The organism is Pseudomonas frederiksbergensis (assembly GCF_001874645.1).
GTDB classification, from domain to species: domain Bacteria; phylum Pseudomonadota; class Gammaproteobacteria; order Pseudomonadales; family Pseudomonadaceae; genus Aquipseudomonas; species Aquipseudomonas frederiksbergensis_B.
On the sequence record NZ_CP017886.1, the window covers coordinates 3,697,672 to 3,718,374 of the forward strand.

General features: G+C 59.1%; 21 protein-coding genes. 18 read left to right on the forward strand and 3 right to left on the reverse strand.

Annotated features, from left to right (window positions below; genetic code table 11):
- Window positions 1-104 precede the first annotated feature (104 nt).
- A complete protein-coding gene (locus tag BLL42_RS17735; RefSeq protein ID WP_071553242.1) occupies window positions 105-1,073 on the reverse strand; it encodes a polyprenyl synthetase family protein in 969 nt (322 codons plus the stop codon).
- 240 nt (window positions 1,074-1,313) lie between these two features.
- On the opposite strand from BLL42_RS17735, the gene rplU reads away from it, so the two are divergent.
- From rplU to BLL42_RS17760, 5 genes are all read left to right on the forward strand, one after another.
- Entirely contained in the window at window positions 1,314-1,628 is a 315-nt protein-coding gene (gene rplU / locus BLL42_RS17740; RefSeq protein ID WP_003176051.1) for a 50S ribosomal protein L21, read from the forward strand.
- 35 nt (window positions 1,629-1,663) lie between these two features.
- Window positions 1,664-1,939: a 50S ribosomal protein L27 gene (gene rpmA / locus BLL42_RS17745; RefSeq protein ID WP_071553243.1), complete on the forward strand. Its 276-nt coding sequence runs from the start codon at window positions 1,664-1,666 to the stop codon at window positions 1,937-1,939.
- A gap of 195 nt (window positions 1,940-2,134) precedes the next feature.
- On the forward strand, window positions 2,135-3,358 hold the full coding sequence (gene cgtA, locus BLL42_RS17750; protein ID WP_071553244.1) for an Obg family GTPase CgtA: 1,224 nt from the start codon (window positions 2,135-2,137) through the stop codon (window positions 3,356-3,358).
- Between the two features lie 123 nt (window positions 3,359-3,481).
- Window positions 3,482-4,600, forward strand: a complete 1,119-nt coding sequence (gene proB / locus BLL42_RS17755; protein WP_071553245.1) for a glutamate 5-kinase — start codon at window positions 3,482-3,484, stop codon at window positions 4,598-4,600.
- Window positions 4,601-4,611: 11 nt separating this feature from the next.
- Window positions 4,612-5,073 (forward strand): CreA family protein, encoded by a 462-nt coding sequence (locus BLL42_RS17760; RefSeq protein ID WP_071553246.1) that lies wholly within the window; start codon window positions 4,612-4,614, stop codon window positions 5,071-5,073.
- 152 nt (window positions 5,074-5,225) lie between these two features.
- Here BLL42_RS17760 and rpsT read toward each other — a convergent pair whose 3' ends face one another.
- Window positions 5,226-5,504, reverse strand: a complete 279-nt coding sequence (rpsT, locus tag BLL42_RS17765; protein WP_003185593.1) for a 30S ribosomal protein S20 — start codon at window positions 5,502-5,504, stop codon at window positions 5,226-5,228.
- Between the two features lie 251 nt (window positions 5,505-5,755).
- Between rpsT and murJ the strand changes: the two genes are divergently transcribed.
- From murJ to ispH, 6 genes are all read left to right on the forward strand, one after another.
- Window positions 5,756-7,294: a murein biosynthesis integral membrane protein MurJ gene (murJ, locus tag BLL42_RS17775; protein WP_071553247.1), complete on the forward strand. Its 1,539-nt coding sequence runs from the start codon at window positions 5,756-5,758 to the stop codon at window positions 7,292-7,294.
- Window positions 7,295-7,423: 129 nt separating this feature from the next.
- The gene (ribF, locus tag BLL42_RS17780; protein WP_129586961.1) at window positions 7,424-8,362 is read left to right on the forward strand and encodes a bifunctional riboflavin kinase/FAD synthetase; all 939 of its coding nucleotides are present in this window, start codon (window positions 7,424-7,426) and stop codon (window positions 8,360-8,362) included.
- Window positions 8,363-8,375: 13 nt separating this feature from the next.
- Complete coding sequence (gene ileS / locus BLL42_RS17785) at window positions 8,376-11,207, forward strand: isoleucine--tRNA ligase (protein ID WP_071553249.1); 2,832 nt, start codon at window positions 8,376-8,378, stop codon at window positions 11,205-11,207.
- Complete coding sequence (gene lspA / locus BLL42_RS17790; RefSeq protein WP_019691622.1) at window positions 11,200-11,712, forward strand: signal peptidase II; 513 nt, start codon at window positions 11,200-11,202, stop codon at window positions 11,710-11,712. The genes ileS and lspA overlap by 8 nt, the downstream gene beginning before the upstream one ends.
- Before the next feature lie 7 nt (window positions 11,713-11,719).
- Window positions 11,720-12,157, forward strand: a complete 438-nt coding sequence (gene fkpB / locus BLL42_RS17795) for an FKBP-type peptidyl-prolyl cis-trans isomerase (RefSeq protein WP_174553362.1) — start codon at window positions 11,720-11,722, stop codon at window positions 12,155-12,157.
- 133 nt (window positions 12,158-12,290) lie between these two features.
- A complete protein-coding gene (ispH, locus tag BLL42_RS17800; RefSeq protein ID WP_071553251.1) occupies window positions 12,291-13,238 on the forward strand; it encodes a 4-hydroxy-3-methylbut-2-enyl diphosphate reductase in 948 nt (315 codons plus the stop codon).
- On the opposite strand, the gene BLL42_RS17805 is transcribed toward ispH, so the two are convergent.
- Window positions 13,215-13,763: a GspH/FimT family pseudopilin gene (locus tag BLL42_RS17805; protein WP_071553252.1), complete on the reverse strand. Its 549-nt coding sequence runs from the start codon at window positions 13,761-13,763 to the stop codon at window positions 13,215-13,217. The genes ispH and BLL42_RS17805 overlap by 24 nt on opposite strands.
- 123 nt (window positions 13,764-13,886) lie before the next feature.
- On the opposite strand from BLL42_RS17805, the gene BLL42_RS17810 reads away from it, so the two are divergent.
- The 7 genes from BLL42_RS17810 to thiO are packed head-to-tail and all read left to right on the forward strand — an operon-like array spanning window position 13,887 to window position 20,676.
- On the forward strand, window positions 13,887-14,360 hold the full coding sequence (locus BLL42_RS17810; RefSeq protein ID WP_071553253.1) for a GspH/FimT family pseudopilin: 474 nt from the start codon (window positions 13,887-13,889) through the stop codon (window positions 14,358-14,360).
- Window positions 14,357-14,803, forward strand: coding sequence for a type IV pilus modification protein PilV (gene pilV / locus BLL42_RS17815; RefSeq protein ID WP_071553254.1), 447 nt, complete (start codon window positions 14,357-14,359; stop codon window positions 14,801-14,803). The genes BLL42_RS17810 and pilV overlap by 4 nt, the downstream gene beginning before the upstream one ends.
- The gene (locus BLL42_RS17820) at window positions 14,800-15,516 is read left to right on the forward strand and encodes a PilW family protein (protein ID WP_071553255.1); all 717 of its coding nucleotides are present in this window, start codon (window positions 14,800-14,802) and stop codon (window positions 15,514-15,516) included. Before pilV ends, BLL42_RS17820 begins: the two co-directional genes overlap by 4 nt.
- A 5-nt stretch (window positions 15,517-15,521) precedes the next feature.
- A complete protein-coding gene (locus tag BLL42_RS17825; RefSeq protein ID WP_408004001.1) occupies window positions 15,522-16,007 on the forward strand; it encodes a pilus assembly PilX family protein in 486 nt (161 codons plus the stop codon).
- The gene (locus tag BLL42_RS17830) at window positions 15,994-19,101 is read left to right on the forward strand and encodes a pilus assembly protein (RefSeq protein ID WP_071553256.1); all 3,108 of its coding nucleotides are present in this window, start codon (window positions 15,994-15,996) and stop codon (window positions 19,099-19,101) included. The genes BLL42_RS17825 and BLL42_RS17830 overlap by 14 nt, the downstream gene beginning before the upstream one ends.
- Window positions 19,102-19,116: 15 nt before the next feature.
- Entirely contained in the window at window positions 19,117-19,518 is a 402-nt protein-coding gene (locus BLL42_RS17835) for a type IV pilin protein (RefSeq protein ID WP_071553257.1), read from the forward strand.
- 57 nt (window positions 19,519-19,575) lie between these two features.
- Window positions 19,576-20,676, forward strand: a complete 1,101-nt coding sequence (gene thiO, locus BLL42_RS17840) for a glycine oxidase ThiO (protein WP_071553258.1) — start codon at window positions 19,576-19,578, stop codon at window positions 20,674-20,676.
- Window positions 20,677-20,703: the final 27 nt, after the last annotated feature.

The following is a 20,703-nucleotide window of genomic DNA, read 5'->3' on the forward strand; positions in this document are numbered from 1 at the left end:
ATAGGGTTTTACCGGAGGCGGGGGCTGACGGCAAAAGATCGCAGCCTACGGCAGCTCCTACAGATTTACGCGTAGGAGCTGCCGTAGGCTGCGATCTTTTGATCTTAGTGCGTGCGAGCGACTGCAAACTCGCTCAGTTCGACCAATGCGTCCCGGTATTCGCTGGCGGGCAGCATTTCGAGGCATTTGATCGCGCGGGCCACGTAATCGCGGGCCAGCTGTGCGGTGTAGTCCAGAGAGCCCGAGGCTTCCACGGCAGCGCGGATGCTTTCCAGGTCTTCGATACCGCCTTTCTGAATCGCCTGGCGCACCAGTGCCGCTTGCTCCGGTGTGCCTTCGCGCATGGTGTAGATCAGCGGCAGGGTTGGCTTGCCTTCAGCCAGGTCGTCGCCGACGTTCTTGCCCAGGGTTTCCGCGTCGCCACGGTAGTCGAGCAGGTCGTCGACCAACTGGAAGGCTACACCCAGGTGGTCACCAAAGGTGCGCAAGGCTTCGCTCTGTTCTGGCGTAGCGCCAGCCAAGGCCGCGGCACTGTGGGTCGACGCCTCGAAAAGCATCGCGGTTTTGCCGCGGATGACTTCCATGTAGGTTTCTTCGGTGGTGCTGGCGTCGCGCACCTTGGACAGCTGCAGGACTTCGCCTTCAGCGATGATCCGCGTGGCTTGCGAGAGAATCTTCATCACCGGCATCGAGCCCAGTTCGACCATCATCTCGAATGAGCGCGAGTACAGGAAGTCACCGACCAGCACGCTCGGGGCGTTGCCCCACATGGCGTTGGCGGTCGAGCGGCCACGGCGCATGCCGGACATGTCGACCACGTCATCGTGCAGCAGGGTCGCGGTGTGCAGGAACTCAATGGTTGCGGCCAGCAGACGCATGTCGTCGCCTTCGCGACCCAGGGCCTTGCCACACAGCAACACTAATAGAGGACGCAGGCGTTTACCGCCGGCCGAGGTAATGTAGTCGCCGATTTTCGATACCAGCGGCACTCGGGAAGTCAGCTGCTTCTTGATGATGCCGTCGACGGCGTTAAAATCGTCCGCCACCGAGCGGTAGAAAGCTTGGGGTTGCATCAGCGACAGTCGCTCCAGAAGGGTTGCGCGGCATGCTAGGACCCGCGTCGGGGCCTGTCAAGGCGCGATGGACGGCCTCTTGCAACGTGCTCGTGCCTTGCGTACAATCGCGCACCCTGAACTTCCTGGGCAGCACCTGCCTTACGCAATTGCATTTGGGTCGTTCCATCCCATGCAGCCATGCCAGCCAATACCTCTTCTTATAAAGAGCTGGGTGAGCAGGATTATCGGAGAAATACCATGTCGTACGCAGTAATCGTTACTGGTGGCAAGCAATACAAGGTCGCCCCAGGTGAATACCTGAAGATCGAGAAACTGGAAATCGCTACCGGCGAATCCGTAACTTTTGATCGCGTTCTGTTGGTCGCCAATGGCGATGACGTGAATATCGGTGCTCCAGTTGTTGCTGGTGCTACCGTTGTGGCTGAAGTGATCTCCCAAGGTCGTCACGATAAAGTCCGCATCATCAAGTTCCGTCGTCGTAAGCACCACATGAAGCGTATGGGCCACCGCCAGTGGTACACCGAGATCAAAATCACCGGTATTCAGGCTTAATTTCAGCCTAATTCCTCACTAGGAGAATTGAACTCATGGCACACAAAAAAGCTGGTGGTAGTACCCGTAACGGTCGCGACTCAGAAGCCAAACGCCTTGGCGTGAAGATGTATGGCGGCCAGGTTATCATTCCGGGCAACATCATCGTGCGTCAGCGCGGCACCCAATTCCACGCTGGCTACGGCGTTGGCATGGGCAAAGATCACACTCTGTTCGCTAAAATCGACGGCGTGATCAAGTTCGAAGTAAAAGGCGCCTTCGGTCGCCGTTACGTGAGCATTGTCCCGAAGACTGCAGTCGTCGCGGCATAATTACGTAGTTGCTGGAAAAGCCCTGTCTTGCGACGGGGCTTTTTCGTTTGTGGGGTGAGTCTCTTGCAAAACTGTTTGTATGGGCTGCCGGCGCTGGATTGTGCGGTCGTTGATTGAGGTCGCTGCGCTCATTTTTGCAAGAGTCTTATGTCTTAGTGTTTTTCGGCTCGTCCGTATGGCGAGAGGCGTTCTGTTATGAAGTTTGTTGATGAAGTATCGATTCGAGTAAAAGCTGGCGACGGCGGCAATGGTTGCATGAGTTTCCGTCGGGAAAAATTCATCGAAAACGGCGGTCCTAATGGCGGTGATGGTGGTGACGGCGGCTCGGTCTACATGATCGCCGACGAAAACCTCAACACCCTGGTCGACTACCGTTACACCCGGCACTTCGATGCTGAGCGTGGTTCCAACGGCGGCAGCACCGACTGTACTGGTAAGAAGGGTGAAGAGCTGGTGTTGCGGGTTCCGGTCGGCACCACGGTTATTGACTCTGCTACGCAAGAAGTCATTGGCGACCTGACCAAGGCTGGCCAGCGTCTGCTGGTGGCTCATGGTGGCTGGCACGGTCTGGGTAACACCCGTTTCAAGTCCAGTACCAACCGCGCGCCGCGCCAGACTACGCCGGGCAAGCCGGGCGAGCAGCGTGACCTCAAGCTGGAAATGAAGGTGTTGGCCGATGTCGGTCTGCTGGGCTTGCCAAATGCCGGCAAAAGTACCTTTATCCGTTCAGTCTCGGCGGCCAAGCCCAAAGTGGCTGATTATCCGTTCACCACGCTGGTGCCGAACCTGGGTGTGGTCAGCGTCGATCGCTGGAAAAGCTTCGTGGTCGCGGACATTCCGGGTCTGATCGAAGGTGCTTCCGATGGTGCGGGTCTGGGGATTCGTTTTCTCAAGCACTTGTCGCGTACCCGTCTGCTGCTGCACCTCGTGGACATGGCGCCGCTGGATGACGCCAGTGCTCCAGATGCTGCCGAAGTGATCGTCAGCGAGCTGACCAAGTTCAGTCCGTCCCTGGCTGAGCGTGATCGCTGGTTGGTGCTGAACAAGTGCGACCAGATTCTTGAGGAGGAGCATGAGGCTCGGGTCAAGGAAATCGTTGATCGTCTGGAGTGGACCGGTCCGGTCTACGTGATCTCGGCCATTGCCAAAGAAGGCACTGAGCGCTTGACGCGCGACATCATGCGTTACCTGGAAGATCGTGCCGATCGTCTGGCTAACGACCCGGTTTACAAGGAAGAACTGGCGGATCTCGATCAGCGCATCGAAGACGAAGCCCGTGCTCAGTTGCAGGCGCTGGATGACCAGCGTGCGCTGCGCCGCAGCGGCGTGAAGTCGGTCCATGACATTGGCGACGATGACTGGGACGAAGAGGATGTGGATGATGAAGATGGTCCAGAAATCATTTACGTGCGTGACTGATTCGTTGCAGTAAACTTAAGCGCCGCTCAATCGAGCGGCGTTTTGGTATCTGGAAATCGGTAGTCACGAATAACGTTACGGGCAGCGCTGGGTCGCGCTGTCCTCAAGCTAAGGTTGAAGATGATGCGGAGCAAGGTGACAGGTGCGCAGCGTTGGGTCGTGAAGATCGGCAGCGCTTTGCTGACGGCTGACGGCAAGGGTCTGGATCGCGCGGCAATGAGCGTCTGGGTTGAGCAGATGGTCGCGCTGCATGAGGCGGGTGTCGAGCTGGTGCTGGTGTCCTCCGGGGCAGTAGCGGCAGGTATGAGTCGCCTTGGCTGGACCGCACGACCCAGTGCGATGCACGAGTTGCAGGCGGCTGCCGCCATTGGTCAGATGGGGTTGGTGCAGGCCTGGGAGTCGAGCTTTGCCGAGCATGGCCGGCACACGGCGCAGATTCTCCTGACTCATGATGACTTGTCCGACCGCAAGCGTTACCTCAACGCCCGCAGCACCTTGCGTGCGCTGGTCGAGCTCAAGGTCATTCCGGTGATCAATGAGAACGATACGGTGGTCACTGACGAAATCCGTTTCGGCGACAACGACACGCTGGCGGCGTTGGTGGCTAACTTGGTCGAGGCCGATCTGTTGGTGATTCTCACCGATCGTGACGGCATGTTCGACGCCGATCCGCGCAACAACCCTGACGCCAAGCTGATTTACGAGGCGCGTGCCGATGATCCGGCGCTGGACGCGGTCGCGGGCGGCACGGGTGGTGCGTTGGGGCGTGGCGGTATGCAAACCAAATTGCGTGCGGCGCGTCTGGCGGCGCGTTCGGGGGCTCATACGATCATCGTGGGTGGGCGTCTTGAGCGTGTGCTGGATCGTTTGAAGGCGGGTGAGCGCATCGGCACCTTGTTGTCGCCTGAGCGCGGCCTGCTGGCGGCACGCAAGCAGTGGCTAGCCGGGCACTTGCAGACCCGCGGCACGCTGGTGCTGGATGAGGGTGCGGTCGCGGCGTTGTCGCAGGGCAATAAAAGTCTGCTGCCGGTGGGTGTAAAGCTGGTTCAAGGCAGTTTCCGTCGCGGTGAGATGGTGGTGTGCGTGGCACCGGATGGTCGTGAGATCGCCCGCGGGTTGGCTAACTACAGTGCGCTTGAGGCGCAAAAAATCATCGGTCAGTCGTCTGAGGCGATTGTCGGTCTGTTGGGTTATATGGCGGAGCCGGAGCTGGTTCACCGCGATAATCTGATTCTGGTTTAAGGAAAACGCGAATGCGCATGGCAAAAGGATTGTTGGGGTTGCTGTTGGCGATGCCGCTGCTGGCTTCGGCGGAAGAAATCGGTCAGGTGTCGACCGTGTTCAAATTCGTCGGGCCGAATGACCGTATCGTCGTCGAGGCTTTCGACGATCCCAAGGTTGATGGCGTGACCTGCTACCTGTCGCGAGCCAAGACGGGCGGGGTGAAGGGTGGTCTGGGGTTGGCCGAGGATCGGTCGGACGCGTCTATCGCTTGCCGTCAGGTCGGGCCGATCAGCTTCAAGGGCGAGCTCAAGGATGGTGAAGAGGTGTTCAAGGAGCGCACGTCTCTGGTGTTCAAGACCATGCAGGTGGTGCGTTTCCTCGACAAGAAGCGCAACACCCTGGTGTATCTGGTCTACAGCGACCGCTTGATCGAGGGTAGCCCGCAGAATGCCGTGACCGCGATTCCGATTTTGCCTTGGGCGCATCAGTGATCTGAAGATGATCGTTCCCATGCCCTGCGTGGGAATGTCGCCACGGACGCGCAGCAATCGCTGTGACGCGGAGCGTGGGAGCGATCATTGCGCACTAAATCGCAGACAATAAAAAACCGACCCTGGGGTCGGTTTTTTAATGAGCGTGTCGCTTAAGCAGCAGCGGCAACGTTCAGAGCCTTGACGTGGCCATTCAGGCGGCTCTTATGGCGAGCAGCTTTGTTCTTGTGGATGATGCCTTTATCGGCCATACGGTCGATAACTGGCACGGCCAGAACGTAAGCAGCTTGCGCTTTTTCAGCGTCTTTTGCGTCGATGGCTTTAACTACATTCTTGATGTAGGTACGAACCATGGAACGCAGGCTGGCGTTGTGGCTGCGACGCTTCTCAGCCTGTTTTGCACGTTTTTTGGCGGAAGGTGTGTTGGCCACCGTCGAGCTCCTCGAAAGACTTTTTAGGAAATAGCAAACAAAATAGGCCGCGAATCATGCCGATGAGTTGAAGTCTTGTCAAGGGCGGGTGATGCGTTCCGCTGAGTGGTCGATCTAAAGAGGCGGGATATTTATTTCCGGCGCTTGACCTGTAAACTCGCGAGCTTTGGCTCTGTGCTGTTGCGGCGCGGAGTATCGCATAAGTGGGCGGTTTGTTCGCCTGCTGTTTATCGACAGGCAAAAACTCTTCAATGAACCTGCTTAAATCGTTGGCCGCTGTCAGCTCTATCACGATGCTTTCCCGGGTTCTGGGGTTCGTCCGTGACACGCTCGTCGCACGCATATTTGGCGCCGGGATGGCCACGGATGCCTTCTTTATTGCCTTCAAACTGCCCAATCTGTTGCGGCGAATATTTGCCGAAGGGGCGTTTTCCCAGGCCTTCGTGCCGATTCTGGCGGAATACAAAAGTCAGCAGGGCGAAGAGGCGACACGAACCTTCATCGCTTATGTTTCGGGTTTGCTCACGCTGGTACTGGCGCTGGTCACGATTCTCGGGATGATCGCTGCGCCTTGGGTCATCTGGGTGACAGCCCCGGGCTTTACCAACACGCCGGAAAAATTCCAGCTGACCTCCAGCCTGTTGCGAGTGACCTTTCCTTATATATTGCTGATCTCGCTGTCCTCGCTGGCCGGGGCGATCCTCAATACCTGGAACCGTTTTTCGGTGCCGGCCTTCGTGCCGACCCTGCTCAACGTCAGCATGATCATTTTCGCGCTGTTCCTGACACCATACTTCGACCCGCCAGTCATGGCTCTGGGCTGGGCGGTACTGGCCGGTGGCCTGGCGCAATTGCTCTATCAACTGCCGCACCTGAAAAAAATCGGCATGTTGGTGCTACCGCGCCTGAATCTGCGCGACACCGGTGTCTGGCGTGTGATGAAGCAGATGCTGCCGGCGATCCTGGGGGTCTCGGTCAGCCAGATTTCGCTGATCATCAACACCATTTTTGCCTCGTTTCTGGTGGCGGGCTCGGTGTCCTGGATGTATTACGCCGACCGCCTGATGGAGTTGCCATCCGGTGTGCTCGGTGTGGCGCTGGGCACGATTTTGCTGCCAACACTGGCCAAAACCTACGCCAGCAAGGATCGCCATGAGTACTCGCGAATTCTCGATTGGGGACTGCGCCTGTGCTTCGTGCTGGTACTGCCGTGCTCCCTGGCGCTGGGGATTCTGGCGGAGCCACTGACCGTTTCGCTGTTCCAGTACGGTCAGTTCAGCGCATTTGATGCCTCGATGACCCAACGTGCCCTGGTTGCCTACTCGGTCGGTTTGCTCGGGATAATCGTGATCAAGGTGCTGGCGCCGGGTTTCTATGCGCAACAAAACATTCGCACGCCGGTAAAAATCGCGATTTTCACGCTGATCGTCACTCAGCTCTTCAACCTGGCCTTTATCGGCCCGTTGAAACACGCAGGGCTGGCCCTGGCCATTAGTGCCGGTGCATGCCTCAATGCCGGTCTGTTGTTCTATCAGTTGCGCAAACAGAAGATGTATCAGCCACAGCCGGGCTGGGGCATGTTCGGGCTCAAGCTGGTCGTTGCGGTGACGGTGATGTCCGCGGTTCTGCTGGGGTTGATGTATTTCATGCCGGCCTGGGGCGAAGGGCACATGCCGGAGCGCTTCCTGCGTCTGGGAGCGTTGGTCGGCGCCGGTGTGGTGGCCTATTTCGGTATGCTGGCGTTGATGGGCTTCCGTCTGCGGGACTTCAATCGCAAGGCGCTGAATTGAAGATAGTGCGTCAATAATCACGGGTCGGGCGTCAGTTTTGTCGGTTCGATCGCTTTGGGTTACGGTGTTGCCTGTTGTCGGCCGCCGGGTGTGGTTATAATCGACCACTTTATGAGCAAGAAGCGCGTTATGCAGCTGGTTCGAGGCCTCCACAATTTGCGCCCCCAGCATCGGGGCTGTGTCGCCACTATTGGCAACTTTGACGGTGTTCACCGTGGCCACCAGGCTATCCTGGCCAGGCTGCGTGAGCGTGCGCTCGAGTTGGGTGTACCCAGCTGCGTGGTGATTTTCGAGCCACAGCCGCGTGAATTTTTCGCCCCGGATACGGCTCCGGCCCGTCTGGCGCGCTTGCGCGACAAGCTGCAACTGCTGGCCGCCGAAGGCGTCGACCGGGTGCTGTGCCTGGCCTTCAATCATCGATTGAGCAAGCTCAGCGCCGCCGAGTTCGTCGACACCATTCTCGTCGATGGTCTGGGCGTGCAGCATCTGGAGGTCGGTGACGACTTCCGTTTCGGCTGTGATCGGGTAGGGGATTTCGATTTCCTGCAACAGGCCGGGGCTGTTCAGGGTTTCACCGTCGAAGCGGCGCAGACCGTTGAACTGGACGGTTTGCGTGTCAGTAGCACCCAGGTGCGTAATGCCTTGGCCGCTGCCGATTTTGCCTTGGCCGAGCGATTGCTCGGTCGTCCGTTCCGAATTACCGGACGGGTTCTGCACGGGCAGAAGCTGGCGCGCCAACTGGGCACGCCAACGGCCAACGTGCAACTCAAGCGTCGTCGTGTACCGCTGACCGGGGTTTATCTGGTCAGCGTCGAGGTCGACGGCAAGACTTGGCCCGGAGTCGCCAATATCGGCGTTCGGCCAACGGTCGCAGGTGATGGCAAAGCCCACCTGGAAGTCCATATTCTAGATTTTGCCGGCGATCTGTATGACCGGCGTTTGACGGTGGTTTTCCACCACAAGCTGCGCGAAGAGCAGCGTTTCGCCTCTCTGGAGGCGCTTAAGACGGCGATCAATGCGGATATCGCCGCCGCCCGTGCCTATGCCGCACCTAGCGCCAATCGCTAATGAAGAGCCTTAAATGACCGACTATAAAGCCACGCTAAACCTTCCGGACACCGCCTTCCCAATGAAGGCCGGCCTGCCCCAGCGCGAACCGCAGATTCTGCAGCGCTGGGACAGCATTGGCCTGTACGGTAAGTTGCGCGAGATTGGCAAGGATCGTCCGAAGTTCGTGCTTCACGACGGTCCTCCGTACGCCAACGGCACCATTCACATCGGTCATGCGCTGAACAAGATTCTCAAGGACATGATCATCCGCTCGAAAACCCTGTCGGGTTTCGACGCGCCTTATGTTCCGGGCTGGGATTGCCATGGTCTGCCGATCGAGCACAAAGTCGAAGTGACCCACGGTAAAAACCTGGGCGCGGACAAAACCCGCGAACTGTGCCGTGCCTACGCCACCGAGCAGATCGAAGGCCAGAAGTCCGAATTCATCCGTCTGGGCGTGTTGGGCGATTTCGCCAACCCGTACAAGACCATGGATTTCAAGAACGAGGCCGGTGAAATCCGTGCCTTGGCTGAAATCGTCAAGGGTGGTTTTGTGTTCAAGGGCCTCAAGCCTGTGAACTGGTGCTTCGACTGCGGTTCGGCCCTGGCTGAAGCCGAAGTTGAATACGAGAACAAAAAGTCCTCGACCATCGACGTTGCCTTCCCGATTGCTGATGAAGCCAAACTGGCTGCCGCGTTCGGCCTGCCATCACTGGCCAAGCCTGCTTCGATCGTGATCTGGACCACCACCCCGTGGACCATCCCGGCCAACCAGGCGCTGAACGTTCACCCGGAATTCAACTACGCGCTGGTCGATGTCGGCGACAAGCTGCTGGTACTGGCTGAAGAGCTGGTCGAGTCGTGCCTGGTCCGCTACAACCTGGAAGGTTCGGTCATCGCGACCACCACCGGTAAAGAGCTGGAACTGATCAATTTCCGTCACCCGTTCTACGATCGTCTGTCGCCGGTTTACCTGGCCGAGTACGTCGAGCTGGGCGCCGGCACCGGTGTGGTTCACTCCGCGCCAGCCTACGGTGTGGACGACTTCGTGACTTGCAAAGCGTATGGCATGGTCAACGACGACATCCTCAATCCAGTGCAAAGCAACGGCGTGTACGTGCCGTCGCTGGAGTTCTTTGGCGGCCAGTTCATCTGGAAGGCCAACCCGGCCATCGTCGACAAGCTGACCGAAGTCGGTGCGTTGCTGCATACCACCGTCATCGAACACAGCTACATGCACTGCTGGCGCCACAAGAGCGCGCTGATCTACCGCGCCACCGCGCAGTGGTTCATCGGCATGGACAAAGAGCCGACGTCTGGCGAAACCCTGCGCAAGCGGGCGATCAAAGCCATCGAAGAAACCAAGTTCGTTCCGGCCTGGGGCCAGGCGCGCCTGCACTCGATGATCGCCAACCGTCCGGACTGGTGCATCTCCCGTCAGCGCAACTGGGGTGTGCCGATCCCGTTCTTCCTGAACAAGGAAAGCGGCGAACTGCACCCACGTACCGTTGAGCTGATGGAAGAAGTCGCCAAACGCGTCGAAGTAGAAGGCATCGAAGCCTGGTTCAAGATGGACGCTGCCGAGCTGCTCGGTGACGAAGCACCGCAGTACGACAAGATCAGCGACACTCTGGACGTCTGGTTCGATTCAGGCACCACGCATTGGCACGTCCTGCGCGGTTCGCACCCGATGGGCCACGAGACCGGTCCGCGTGCCGATCTGTACCTGGAAGGCTCGGACCAACACCGCGGCTGGTTCCACTCGTCGTTGCTGACCGGTTGCGCCATCGACAACCACGCGCCGTACCGCGAACTGCTGACCCATGGTTTCACCGTGGATGAGTCCGGTCGCAAGATGTCCAAATCGTTGGGCAACGTGATCGCGCCACAAAAGGTCAACGACACCCTGGGCGCCGACATCATGCGTCTGTGGGTCGCTTCCACCGATTACTCGGGTGAAATGGCGGTTTCCGACCAGATCCTGCAACGCAGTGCGGACGCCTACCGGCGGATCCGTAATACCGCGCGCTTCCTGCTGTCGAACCTGACCGGTTTCAACCCGGCCACCGACATCCTGCCGGCAGAAGAAATGCTCGCGCTGGACCGTTGGGCCGTGGATCGTACCTTGCTGCTGCAACGCGAGCTGCAAGAGCACTACGGCGAATACCGTTTCTGGAACGTCTACTCCAAGATCCACAACTTCTGCGTGCAGGAGCTGGGTGGTTTCTACCTAGACATCATCAAGGACCGTCAGTACACCACTGGTGCCAACAGCAAGGCCCGTCGTTCGGCGCAAACCGCGCTGTTCCACATCTCTGAAGCGCTGGTGCGCTGGATCGCGCCGATCCTCGCATTCACCGCCGACGAACTGTGGGAATACCTGCCGGGCGAGCGCAACGAATCGGTCATGCTCAACACCTGGTACGAAGGCCTGACCGAGTTGCCGGACAACGTCGAACTGGGCCGCGCTTACTGGGAGCGGATCATGGCGGTGAAGGTCGCGGTCAACAAGGAAATGGAAATCCAGCGCGCGGCCAAGGCCGTCGGTGGCAACCTGCAAGCCGAAGTGACGCTGTTCACCGAAGAGGCGCTGAGCGCCGACCTGGCCAAGCTGAGCAACGAACTGCGCTTTGTACTGATCACCTCGACCGCCAGCGTTGCGCCATTCGTGCAGGCTCCGGCCGATGCCGTTGTCACCGAAGTCAGCGGTCTGAAACTGAAAATCGTCAAGTCGAGCTTCGCCAAGTGCGCCCGTTGCTGGCACTGCCGTGAAGACGTTGGCGTGAACCCGGAGCATCCGGAAATCTGCGGTCGTTGTGTCGACAACATCAGCGGTGCCGGTGAGGTTCGTCACTATGCCTAATGCTGCTAGCCGTTTCGGACGGCTGAGCTGGCTCTGGTTGAGCGTGCTGGTTCTGGTCATCGACCAGGCCAGCAAGTTCCACTTCGAAAGCTCGCTGACGATGTACCAGCAAATCGTGGTGATCCCTGATTACTTCAGCTGGACCCTGGCCTACAACACGGGCGCGGCCTTCAGCTTCCTGGCTGACAGTTCCGGCTGGCAGCGCTGGTTGTTCGCCTTGATCGCCGTGGTGGTCAGTGCCGTGCTGGTGGTCTGGCTCAAGCGCTTGGGGCGCAACGACACCTGGCTGGCGATTGCGCTGGCACTGGTGCTTGGCGGCGCGCTGGGTAACCTGTACGACCGCATTGCCCTGGGCCATGTGATCGATTTCATTCTGGTGCATTGGCAGAACCGCTGGTATTTCCCTGCGTTCAACTTTGCCGACAGCGCCATCAGCGTCGGGGCCGTGATGCTCGCGCTGGATATGTTCAAAAGTAAGAAGACCGGAGAAGCCGTTCATGACTGAACAGGTATTGGCTGAGCAACGCATCGGCCAGAACACGGAAGTCACCTTGCACTTTGCATTGCGCCTGGAGAACGGCGACACCGTCGACAGCACCTTCGACAAAGCCCCGGCGACCTTCAAGGTCGGCGACGGTAACCTGCTGCCAGGTTTCGAAGCCGCGCTGTTTGGCTTCAAGGCGGGCGACAAGCGTAATCTGACGATTCAGCCAGAAAACGCTTTTGGCCAGCCTAACCCGCAAAACGTGCAGATCATCCCGCGTTCGCAGTTCCAGGATATGGAACTGTCCGAAGGCCTGCTGGTGATCTTCAACGATGCGGCGAATACTGAGCTGCCCGGTGTGGTCAAAGCGTTCGATGACGCTCAGGTGACCATCGACTTCAACCACCCGCTGGCTGGCAAGACATTGACCTTTGACGTAGAAATCATCGACGTCAAAGCGCTGTAACCTGTAGGCGCAGAGCTTGCTCGCGATGAGGGCCTGACATTCAACATTGATGTTGACTGACACTCAGTCATCGCGAGCAAGCTCAGCGCCTACAAATGATCTAATTTCTTGCGCGCAAGACACGAGGCACAGTATGCAAATCAAACTCGCCAACCCCCGTGGCTTCTGTGCCGGTGTGGACCGGGCGATCGAAATCGTCAACCGCGCCCTGGAAGTCTTTGGGCCGCCGATCTATGTGCGCCACGAAGTGGTCCACAACAAATTCGTCGTTGAAGACCTGCGCGCACGCGGGGCGATCTTCGTTGAAGAACTGGATCAGGTGCCGGACGACGTCATCGTGATTTTCAGCGCCCATGGGGTTTCCCAGGCTGTTCGTACGGAAGCCGCAGGCCGTGGCTTGAAGGTATTCGATGCGACCTGCCCATTGGTGACCAAAGTGCACATCGAAGTGGCGCGCTACAGCCGCGACGGTCGTGAGTGCATTCTGATCGGCCATGCCGGTCACCCGGAAGTCGAAGGCACCATGGGGCAGTACGACGCCAGCAATGGTGGTGCGATTTACCTCGTCGAAGACGAAAAAGACGTCGCCGCGTTGAACGTGCGTAACCCTGAAAAACTCGCCTTCGTCACGCAAACCACCTTGTCGATGGACGACACCAGTCGTGTGATCGATGCCTTGCGCACTCGTTTCCCGGCCATTGGCGGCCCACGCAAGGACGACATCTGCTACGCCACGCAAAACCGTCAGGACGCGGTCAAGCAACTGGCTGACGAATGCGACGTGGTGCTGGTGGTCGGTAGCCCGAACAGCTCCAACTCCAACCGCTTGCGCGAATTGGCCGAGCGCATGTCCACCCCGGCGTACCTGATCGACGGCGCAGAAGACATGCAACGCAGCTGGTTCGAGGGCGTCGAGCGTATCGGCATCACTGCCGGGGCATCGGCACCGGAAGTGCTGGTTCGTGGCGTCATCGAACAGCTGCAGGCCTGGGGCGCCACCGGTGCCGATGAACTGGCCGGTCGTGAGGAGAACGTCACCTTCTCCATGCCCAAAGAGCTACGCGTTCGTTCCCTGCTCTGATTCTTCGCCTCCCGCACACAAGGCCTGCTCGGCCTTGTCGCTGCGCAGGCTGACGCGGCCGCTGCTGGACAGCACCACCTGGTGGTGGCTGACCGGTTCGCGTTCCGCGCAGATGTGCAGCGTCCCGGCCTGAAACGCACCGCCGGGTAACAGCGGCTCGCCCAGACCGCTGAATCGTACAAAACTCTTCACCGGCCGATTGCCCACAATCGGTACCCGTGCGACTGCCTGGCGCTCGATCAGCAGCGGATTACGGCTGTCCTTATGCCCCTCGCCATTGATGTCCAGAGTGATTCGCCAGCCCTGGCCCCAGTCGTCGTTCAACCCGTGAATGACAATGGTCTGATTGCGCAGGATCGCCTCTGTGCGGGCGTTGCGCATGCCGCTGGCGAGCGATTGCGCCGCGTTTTCCCGACGCACCGATTGGGTGTATTCACTGAGCGCCGGGCTGACCAGTTGCAGAGCGATCGCCGCGATTGCCAGCCCGACAAGCAGTTCGATCAGGCCGAAACCCTTCTGATGCATGACATCTCCTTCCCTGGAGAGGGCGTTGAGTTGTGCAACGAATGTCAAAACAACCCGACGGTCCTCGGTCGAATGTTCTAGCTTGATACAGCTAGGTGTAGTCGTTGGCAGTGGAGGGCAGCGATGAATTATCGTACAAAAGGTTTCACGTTGGTCGAGTTGCTGGTGACCCTTGCGGTCATGGCGATTCTGCTCACCCTGGCGGTGCCGGCGTTCAACAGTTCAGTACAGAACGCCAAAGCCGATACCGAAATCAGTGATCTGCAGCGAGGACTCAATTACGCCCGGCTGGAGGCGATTGACCGGGGTATCACCACGCGGATCCGGCCAACCGCTGGCGGCAGCGCCTGGACCGGGGAGTTGACGGTGTACGACAGCACCGGCACGCCGGCGAATGTATTGCGGGTTGTTCCAGCGATGAGCAGCGGCGCCACTCTGACGCTAACCTCTGGGGTGACCAGCGTCGATTTCAACAACCTTGGTGGGTTGTCGGCACCCGCCACGGCGGTGGTGATCAATTATGTATTGGGGGCGCAGAGCCGGACGCTCAGCGTGTGTTTGAACGGACGGATTGTCTTGGGTGGAAGCTGCGGATGACAGGGTCGGGATCGCGTGCACAGGACGGCATGACACTGATCGAAGTGTTGGTTGCGCTGTTGATTTTGAGTGTAGGGCTACTGGGGGCGGCGGCGATTCAGCTCAATGCGCTGAAGTACACCGACAGCTCGCTGATGACCAGCCAGGCAAGTTTTATCGCCTACGACATGATGGACCGGATTCGCGCCAATTCAGGGGCCGACTACACCGTCACGCCGCCGACCTCGGGCAATTTGAATGTTGCTCGGGATCAGGACCTGTACGACTTCACCACCAATATTGTCAGTTTCGGCGGCCCGACCGCCACGGGCAGCATTACCCTGAACCAGCGGGTGTACACGATCACCATAACGTGGGATGACTCGCGGGCAGCCGCCGCTAATTCGACCCGCAGTTTTGTCCTGAGCAGTCGCGCCACCGTCGATCCGGTGGTGACGCCATGAGGCGTTCGTCCCGAGGGTTTGGTCTGATCGAGCTGATGATCGCCCTGTCGATCAGCCTGATCGTGGTGCTCGGCGTGGCGCAAATTTTTATTTCGGCGAAAAGCACCTATGTCAGCCAGAACACGGCTGCCGGGATGCAGGAGGATGCGCGGTTTGTCCTGAGCAAAATGATTCAGGAAATCCGCGTGGTCGGGATGTTCGGCTGCCTGGGGGCGATTACCGATGCGAGTTCGGCCGGTGACTTCAATGCCAGTCAGATCACCCCCATCAGTTGGGATAACACCGCGCTCAAATTGACCCTGGTGACTTCGGATGTCGGCGGCAATGGTGGCTCGCCCACCTGGACCGTGGTGTCTGATTGCCGAACCAGCGCAACGGCCTACACCAGTGCGCACACCCCGGCGGCCGGGCAGATGGGGTTCCCGATCCGGCGGCTCGCCTACAGCCTCAACAACGGCCAGATCCTGATGACTACGAACACAGGCACCGGCACCACGTCGGCGGTGCTGGTGAGCAACGTCAGTGCTTTCAACGTGACCTTCGGCATGGCCACCAGCGCCACCGACGTGGCAGCGTCGAGTTACAGCAGCAATCCGACCGACCCGACGCGAATCCGCAGCGTGCGCTTGACGCTGACCCTGACGGATCCCAGCAACCGCGTGCGCAATCAGACCTTCAACGTGGTTGCCGCTTTGCGCAACCGGTTGATGTAGGGGCGATGCCGATGATTCTTTCTCCCCTCAAGGCACACGCTCAGCGCGGCATGGCGCTGCTGATGAGCCTGGTGTTTCTGTTGTTGTTGACGCTGATCGGTATTTCGTCGATGCAGAACGCCACGCTTCAGGAAAAAATGGCCGGCAGCGTGACGCTGCGCAATCAATCCTTCCAGGGCGCAGAGGCGGCGTTGCGTATGGGTGAAAGCGCCGTGCAGTTGAGCGCTTACACCCTGGCTGCGTGTGCCAACATCACCCAGTGTGCACCGCCGGCCGAATCTTCAGCGATCACGGCTGCCGGGCTCAATTCAACCTCCGGGGTGACCTGGATCGCTGCCGGCAACGGTTTTTATGGTGTACAGAACATCGGCACCACGCAGGGCGCCGTGAATATTCCGAGCAACACCTCGGCGACGCTCTATCGGGTGACTGCCGTCGGGTTGGCGGGCACCTCGCGCAGTGTGGTGGAGAGCATCTATGCGAAATACTGATGTTCGTCGCCAGGCATGGCGCCGTTGGTTATCGCAGATAGTGTGCGGCGGGCTGCTGGGGCTTTATCTGGCCGTACGGGCCTATGCCTTCACGCCATCGGATTCACCGCTGCTCAGCGCTGCGGCAGTCGCACCGAACGTGATGCTGCTGCTCGACAATTCGGGGAGCATGAACAGCATCATCTATGCCCCCGGTTTTGATCCAACGGTGTCGCGGACCCCAGCCAAGCAATGCAATGGGTTTTCCGGCTTGTGTAATGGCGGTTCAGACATCATCGGCGACCCGATCCTGCTGTCCAGTTTGTCGCAATCCGGTTGTTCCAGCGGTTACTACGCGTTCTACAACAACAGCACGACACCGCTGTGCCTCAAGCTCCCTGATCCGGTGGGCAATGGCAACACCCGTTACTACGACGACTACATCTCTTATCTGGTGAGCCTGGCCAATGGCAGCAATCGCGACTTCACCAATGGCTCGATTCCCAACGATTACCGAGTCAACGTGGCGCGTAACGTTGCCACGGCGCTGGTTGCCAGCAATCGCGGGCTGCGTTTCGGTCTGTCGACGTTCAATCCACCTACCAACCACAGTCCCGCCAATGGCGGATACATCGCCCGTGCTATCAGTGATCTGTCCCCGGTCAGTGGCAGCGTGACCCAGGCCCAGGCGGACGCCAACTACAACGCGATGATCTCCGCAATCAGCGGCTTGAGCGCGATAGCCAATACACCGCTGGCGGAAACCTATTACGAAATCACCCGCTATTTTCGCGGCATGACGCCGTACTACAACTCCACGCCAGCCACCTACACCAGCCCGATCCAGTACCGCTGCCAGAAGAACTACGGCGTGGTCATTACCGATGGTCTTCCGACCTACGACCGGACTTTCCCGACCAATGATCCACTGGGTGGCACCCGATTACCCAACTGGGACGGGATCAACAACGATGGCAACAACCTTAACGGCGATAACGAGGGTGACACCCTGTACCTGGACGATATCGCCAAATTCGCTTTTGATATCGATATGCGCTCCACCGGCACCGATCTGGCGGGTAAAGCCTGGAACTCACCAGATTTCCCCAAGCAGAACATGAACACCTATACGGTGGGGTTCACAACCGCCAATCAGATGTTGTCGGATGCCGCCAACTACGGGCAGGGCAAGTATTATCAGGCAACCGACAGCGCCAGCCTCAACACCGCTCTGTCAGCGGCGTTGAGCGACATTACCGCCAAGGCCGGCTCGGGTGGCAGCGGCGTTACCAGCAGCAACACAGTGGCCAGTGGCTCCAGTTATTACCAGACCAGCTACGACCCCAAGGACTGGCGCGGCACCATCAAATCCTTTGGCTTCACCGCAAGTGGTGCCGTGAACACCGCCTCGGTGCTGTGGACCACCGACACGACCATCGTTCCCGGTGCGACAGCGCCGACCTATCAGTCCTGGAACACCACGACCAACGCGGCGGTCACTCTGGCCTACGGCAACTTCTCCAGCACCCAGCAAACCAGCCTCAGCCAGAGCCTGCCGACCGGTATCAGCGGCAGTGATCTGGTGGAGTGGAGCAAGGGCACCAACAAAACCGGCTTGAAGGCTCGTACCGTGCTGCTTGGGGACATCATCAACTCGCCGTTGGCGCTGGCATCGCCCACTGACAAAACCGCTTCTGATCTGGCCGGTAGTACCAGTTACAGCACGTTCCTGACCCGCAAAGCCGCGAACATGAACACCAGCCTGGTGGTGAATGCCAACGACGGCTTCGTGAATGTCATCAATGCCGGCAACGGTGCGCGGCGTTACGCCTACATGCCCTCCAGCGTGCTGCCGTCGCTGCACTTCATTGCCGATACCGGCTATATCAATGGCATCCGCCACAAGTTTCTCAATGATGGTCAGGTCGGCGTGTTCGATGCCCAGCTAAACAGCGCCTGGAAAACCCTGGCCCTGGGCGGCGTAGGGGCGGGCGGCAAGACTTTTTACGCTGTGCAGCTGTTCGACGGGACAGCGGGGAACGTGACCAATGCTTTGTGGGAAATCAGTGCGCCGGCCACCGCCAACACCGCGAACGCTTTCAATGACCTGGGTTATGCCTATGCGCGGCCGGAAGTGGCACGCTTGGCCGATGGTCGTTGGGCGGCGTTCATCTCCAACGGTTACGGGAGTAACTCGGGCGTTGCTGCGTTGTACGTGGTGGATATTCGCGACGGTTCGCTGATCAGGAAAATCGTTATCGACAGCACCGAGACCACTAATGGCCTGTCATCGGTCAAGCTCAAGGTCGACTCGCAAAGCATTGTGCAGGCGGCCTATGGCGGCGACTTGAAAGGCCGGTTGTGGAAGTTCGACTTGAGCAGTGCAAGCACCAGCAGTTGGGGCGTGGCCTTTTCCGGTAAGCCGCTATTCACTGCGCCGGGCGGCGCGACGCAGCCGATCACTGCGCAACCGTTGCTGGCGGACCATCCGATCAACGGCAAAGAAGTGTTCTTCGGTACCGGGAAATTCAACGAGACCGCTGACAAGCTCAGCAAGGACCTGCAAGCGTTTTATGGGGTCTGGGATGCCGATGGCGGTCCGGGGCAGATCACCGTGTCGAGCTTGCAGGCCCAGGCTGTGACCGGGGTGTTCACGGGAACTGCCGGGGGGCAGTTCATCACCACTTCGCAGAACCCCGTGACCTATCCAGCACAGAACGGCTGGTACTTGCCGCTGGTGTACAACAACGTCCTCACGGGCGAGCGGGTGATCAGTCAGGCTGCTTTGGTGCTCGGGCGGATTGTGTTTACCACGGCCAGCGTCGACACCACGGACCCCTGTTCAAGTTTTGGCACCGGCAAACTGGTCGAACTCGATGCGTTCAGCGGTAAGATGCTCAGCTACGCGGTGCTCGACACCAATGGCGATGGCCTGGTCGACACTCACGACACGATCTCCAGCGGGGTGATTTTTACCGGTGGCATCCCGACGCTGAACGCGATCGTCAACAGTGCGGCCCGCAAAATCGTGAACGACTCCAGTGGTGGCATCACTACCCTGGTTGAAAAATCCGGCGGCGGCAGCCGTCGAATCATGTGGCGACAAATACAGTAAGTGAGAGTTGAGGCAATGCGCAGATCCAACCAAGGTTTTACCCTGATCGAAATCATGATCGTGATCGCGATCATCGGGATTGTGGCGACCATTTCCGCTCCGCTCCTGACTGAGTACGTGAATAGAAGCCATCGCACCGAAGTTGCCGGGCTGCTGTCCGAGCAGGCGCAAAACCTTGAACGGTTCTATTCGAAGAACAATGTGTACACCAACGCTACGGGGCTGAGTGTCGGCAACGACTATTACACCCTCACCCCGACGCTGACCGATCAGACCTTCCTGCTGACTGCCGTGCGCAAGGCCGGGTCAACGATGGCCAGTGACAAGTGTGGGGATTTCACCCTCACCAATACCGGCGTCAGAGGCATGAACAATGCGACGACCGGGCTGACCACCAAAGATTGCTGGGGTCGCTGAGTACCTTTCCACGGGCGCGTTTTGTGCCCTCTGTCTTTTTTATGGTTGGATCAGATGATGGCCAAGCAACAGCAAGTGGTGATTGTCGGCGGCGGGGTAATCGGCCTGCTGACTGCGTTTAATCTGGCGTCGCAGGTGCAGAGCGTGATCCTGCTGGATCGCTCAAACCTGGGCCAGGAGTCTTCCTGGGCCGGCGGCGGCATCGTTTCACCGCTGTATCCGTGGCGCTACAACCCGGCTGTCACCGCATTGGCCCACTGGTCCCAGGATTTTTATCCACAACTGGCTGAACGTCTGTTTGCTAGCACCGGAATCGATCCCGAGGTGCACACCACGGGCCTGTATTGGCTGGATCTGGATGACGAGGCCGAGGCGCTGGCCTGGGCCAAACGGGAAAACCGTCCGCTGAGCGTTGTGGATATCTCGGCCACCCACGATGCCGTGCCGGTATTAGGGCCGGGTTTTTCACGGGCGATCTACATGGCCGATGTGGCTAATATTCGTAATCCGCGACTGCTGAAGTCCCTCAAGGCGGCATTGCTGGCGCTGCCTAACGTGACCCTTCATGAACAGTGCGAAGTCAGTGCGTTCATTCGTGATGGCGATGCGGTGGTGGGTGTCGAGAGTTCGAAGGGCCCGATCCATGGCGATCAGATAGTGCTGACTGCTGGTGCCTGGAGTGGTGATTTGCTCAAGACCCTGGGCCTGGATTTGCCGGTCGAGCCGGTCAAAGGTCAGATGATCCTCTACAAGTGCGCGTCGGACTTCCTGTCGAGCATGGTTCTGGCCAAGGGTCGTTATGCCATTCCGCGCCGAGACGGGCACATCCTGATCGGCAGCACACTGGAACACGAAGGGTTCGACAAGACACCGACCGAGTCGGCGCTGGAAAGTCTCAAGGCTTCGGCGGTCGAGCTGATTCCGGCGCTGGCCGAGGCCGAGGTGGTCGGGCATTGGGCGGGGTTGCGCCCGGGTTCGCCGGAGGGAATTCCGTATATTGGCGAGGTGCCCGGGTTTGCCGGGTTGTGGCTCAATTGCGGGCATTACCGCAATGGTCTGGTGTTGGCGCCGGCCTCCTGCCAGCTGTTCGCCGACGTGATGCTCGGGCGCGAACCGGTTATCGATCCGACGCCCTATGCGCCAGCCGGCCGGATTTAGGGCGAAGATCAAAAGATCGCAGCCTGC

Coding starts and splice junctions, on each gene's coding strand:
- BLL42_RS17805 (WP_071553252.1), bottom strand. CDS start 13,763: ATGCATCAGAAGGGTTTCGGCCTGATCGAACTGCTTGTCGGGCTGGCA.
- proB (WP_071553245.1), top strand. CDS start 3,482: ATGCGGAGCAAGGTGACAGGTGCGCAGCGTTGGGTCGTGAAGATCGGC.
- BLL42_RS17820 (WP_071553255.1), top strand. CDS start 14,800: ATGAGGCGTTCGTCCCGAGGGTTTGGTCTGATCGAGCTGATGATCGCC.
- cgtA (WP_071553244.1), top strand. CDS start 2,135: ATGAAGTTTGTTGATGAAGTATCGATTCGAGTAAAAGCTGGCGACGGC.
- rpmA (WP_071553243.1), top strand. CDS start 1,664: ATGGCACACAAAAAAGCTGGTGGTAGTACCCGTAACGGTCGCGACTCA.
- rplU (WP_003176051.1), top strand. CDS start 1,314: ATGTCGTACGCAGTAATCGTTACTGGTGGCAAGCAATACAAGGTCGCC.
- BLL42_RS17825 (WP_408004001.1), top strand. CDS start 15,522: ATGCCGATGATTCTTTCTCCCCTCAAGGCACACGCTCAGCGCGGCATG.
- ribF (WP_129586961.1), top strand. CDS start 7,424: ATGCAGCTGGTTCGAGGCCTCCACAATTTGCGCCCCCAGCATCGGGGC.
- ispH (WP_071553251.1), top strand. CDS start 12,291: ATGCAAATCAAACTCGCCAACCCCCGTGGCTTCTGTGCCGGTGTGGAC.
- BLL42_RS17735 (WP_071553242.1), bottom strand. CDS start 1,073: ATGCAACCCCAAGCTTTCTACCGCTCGGTGGCGGACGATTTTAACGCC.
- murJ (WP_071553247.1), top strand. CDS start 5,756: ATGAACCTGCTTAAATCGTTGGCCGCTGTCAGCTCTATCACGATGCTT.
- BLL42_RS17835 (WP_071553257.1), top strand. CDS start 19,117: ATGCGCAGATCCAACCAAGGTTTTACCCTGATCGAAATCATGATCGTG.
- pilV (WP_071553254.1), top strand. CDS start 14,357: ATGACAGGGTCGGGATCGCGTGCACAGGACGGCATGACACTGATCGAA.
- BLL42_RS17810 (WP_071553253.1), top strand. CDS start 13,887: ATGAATTATCGTACAAAAGGTTTCACGTTGGTCGAGTTGCTGGTGACC.
- BLL42_RS17830 (WP_071553256.1), top strand. CDS start 15,994: ATGCGAAATACTGATGTTCGTCGCCAGGCATGGCGCCGTTGGTTATCG.
- thiO (WP_071553258.1), top strand. CDS start 19,576: ATGGCCAAGCAACAGCAAGTGGTGATTGTCGGCGGCGGGGTAATCGGC.
- ileS (WP_071553249.1), top strand. CDS start 8,376: ATGACCGACTATAAAGCCACGCTAAACCTTCCGGACACCGCCTTCCCA.
- lspA (WP_019691622.1), top strand. CDS start 11,200: ATGCCTAATGCTGCTAGCCGTTTCGGACGGCTGAGCTGGCTCTGGTTG.
- BLL42_RS17760 (WP_071553246.1), top strand. CDS start 4,612: ATGCGCATGGCAAAAGGATTGTTGGGGTTGCTGTTGGCGATGCCGCTG.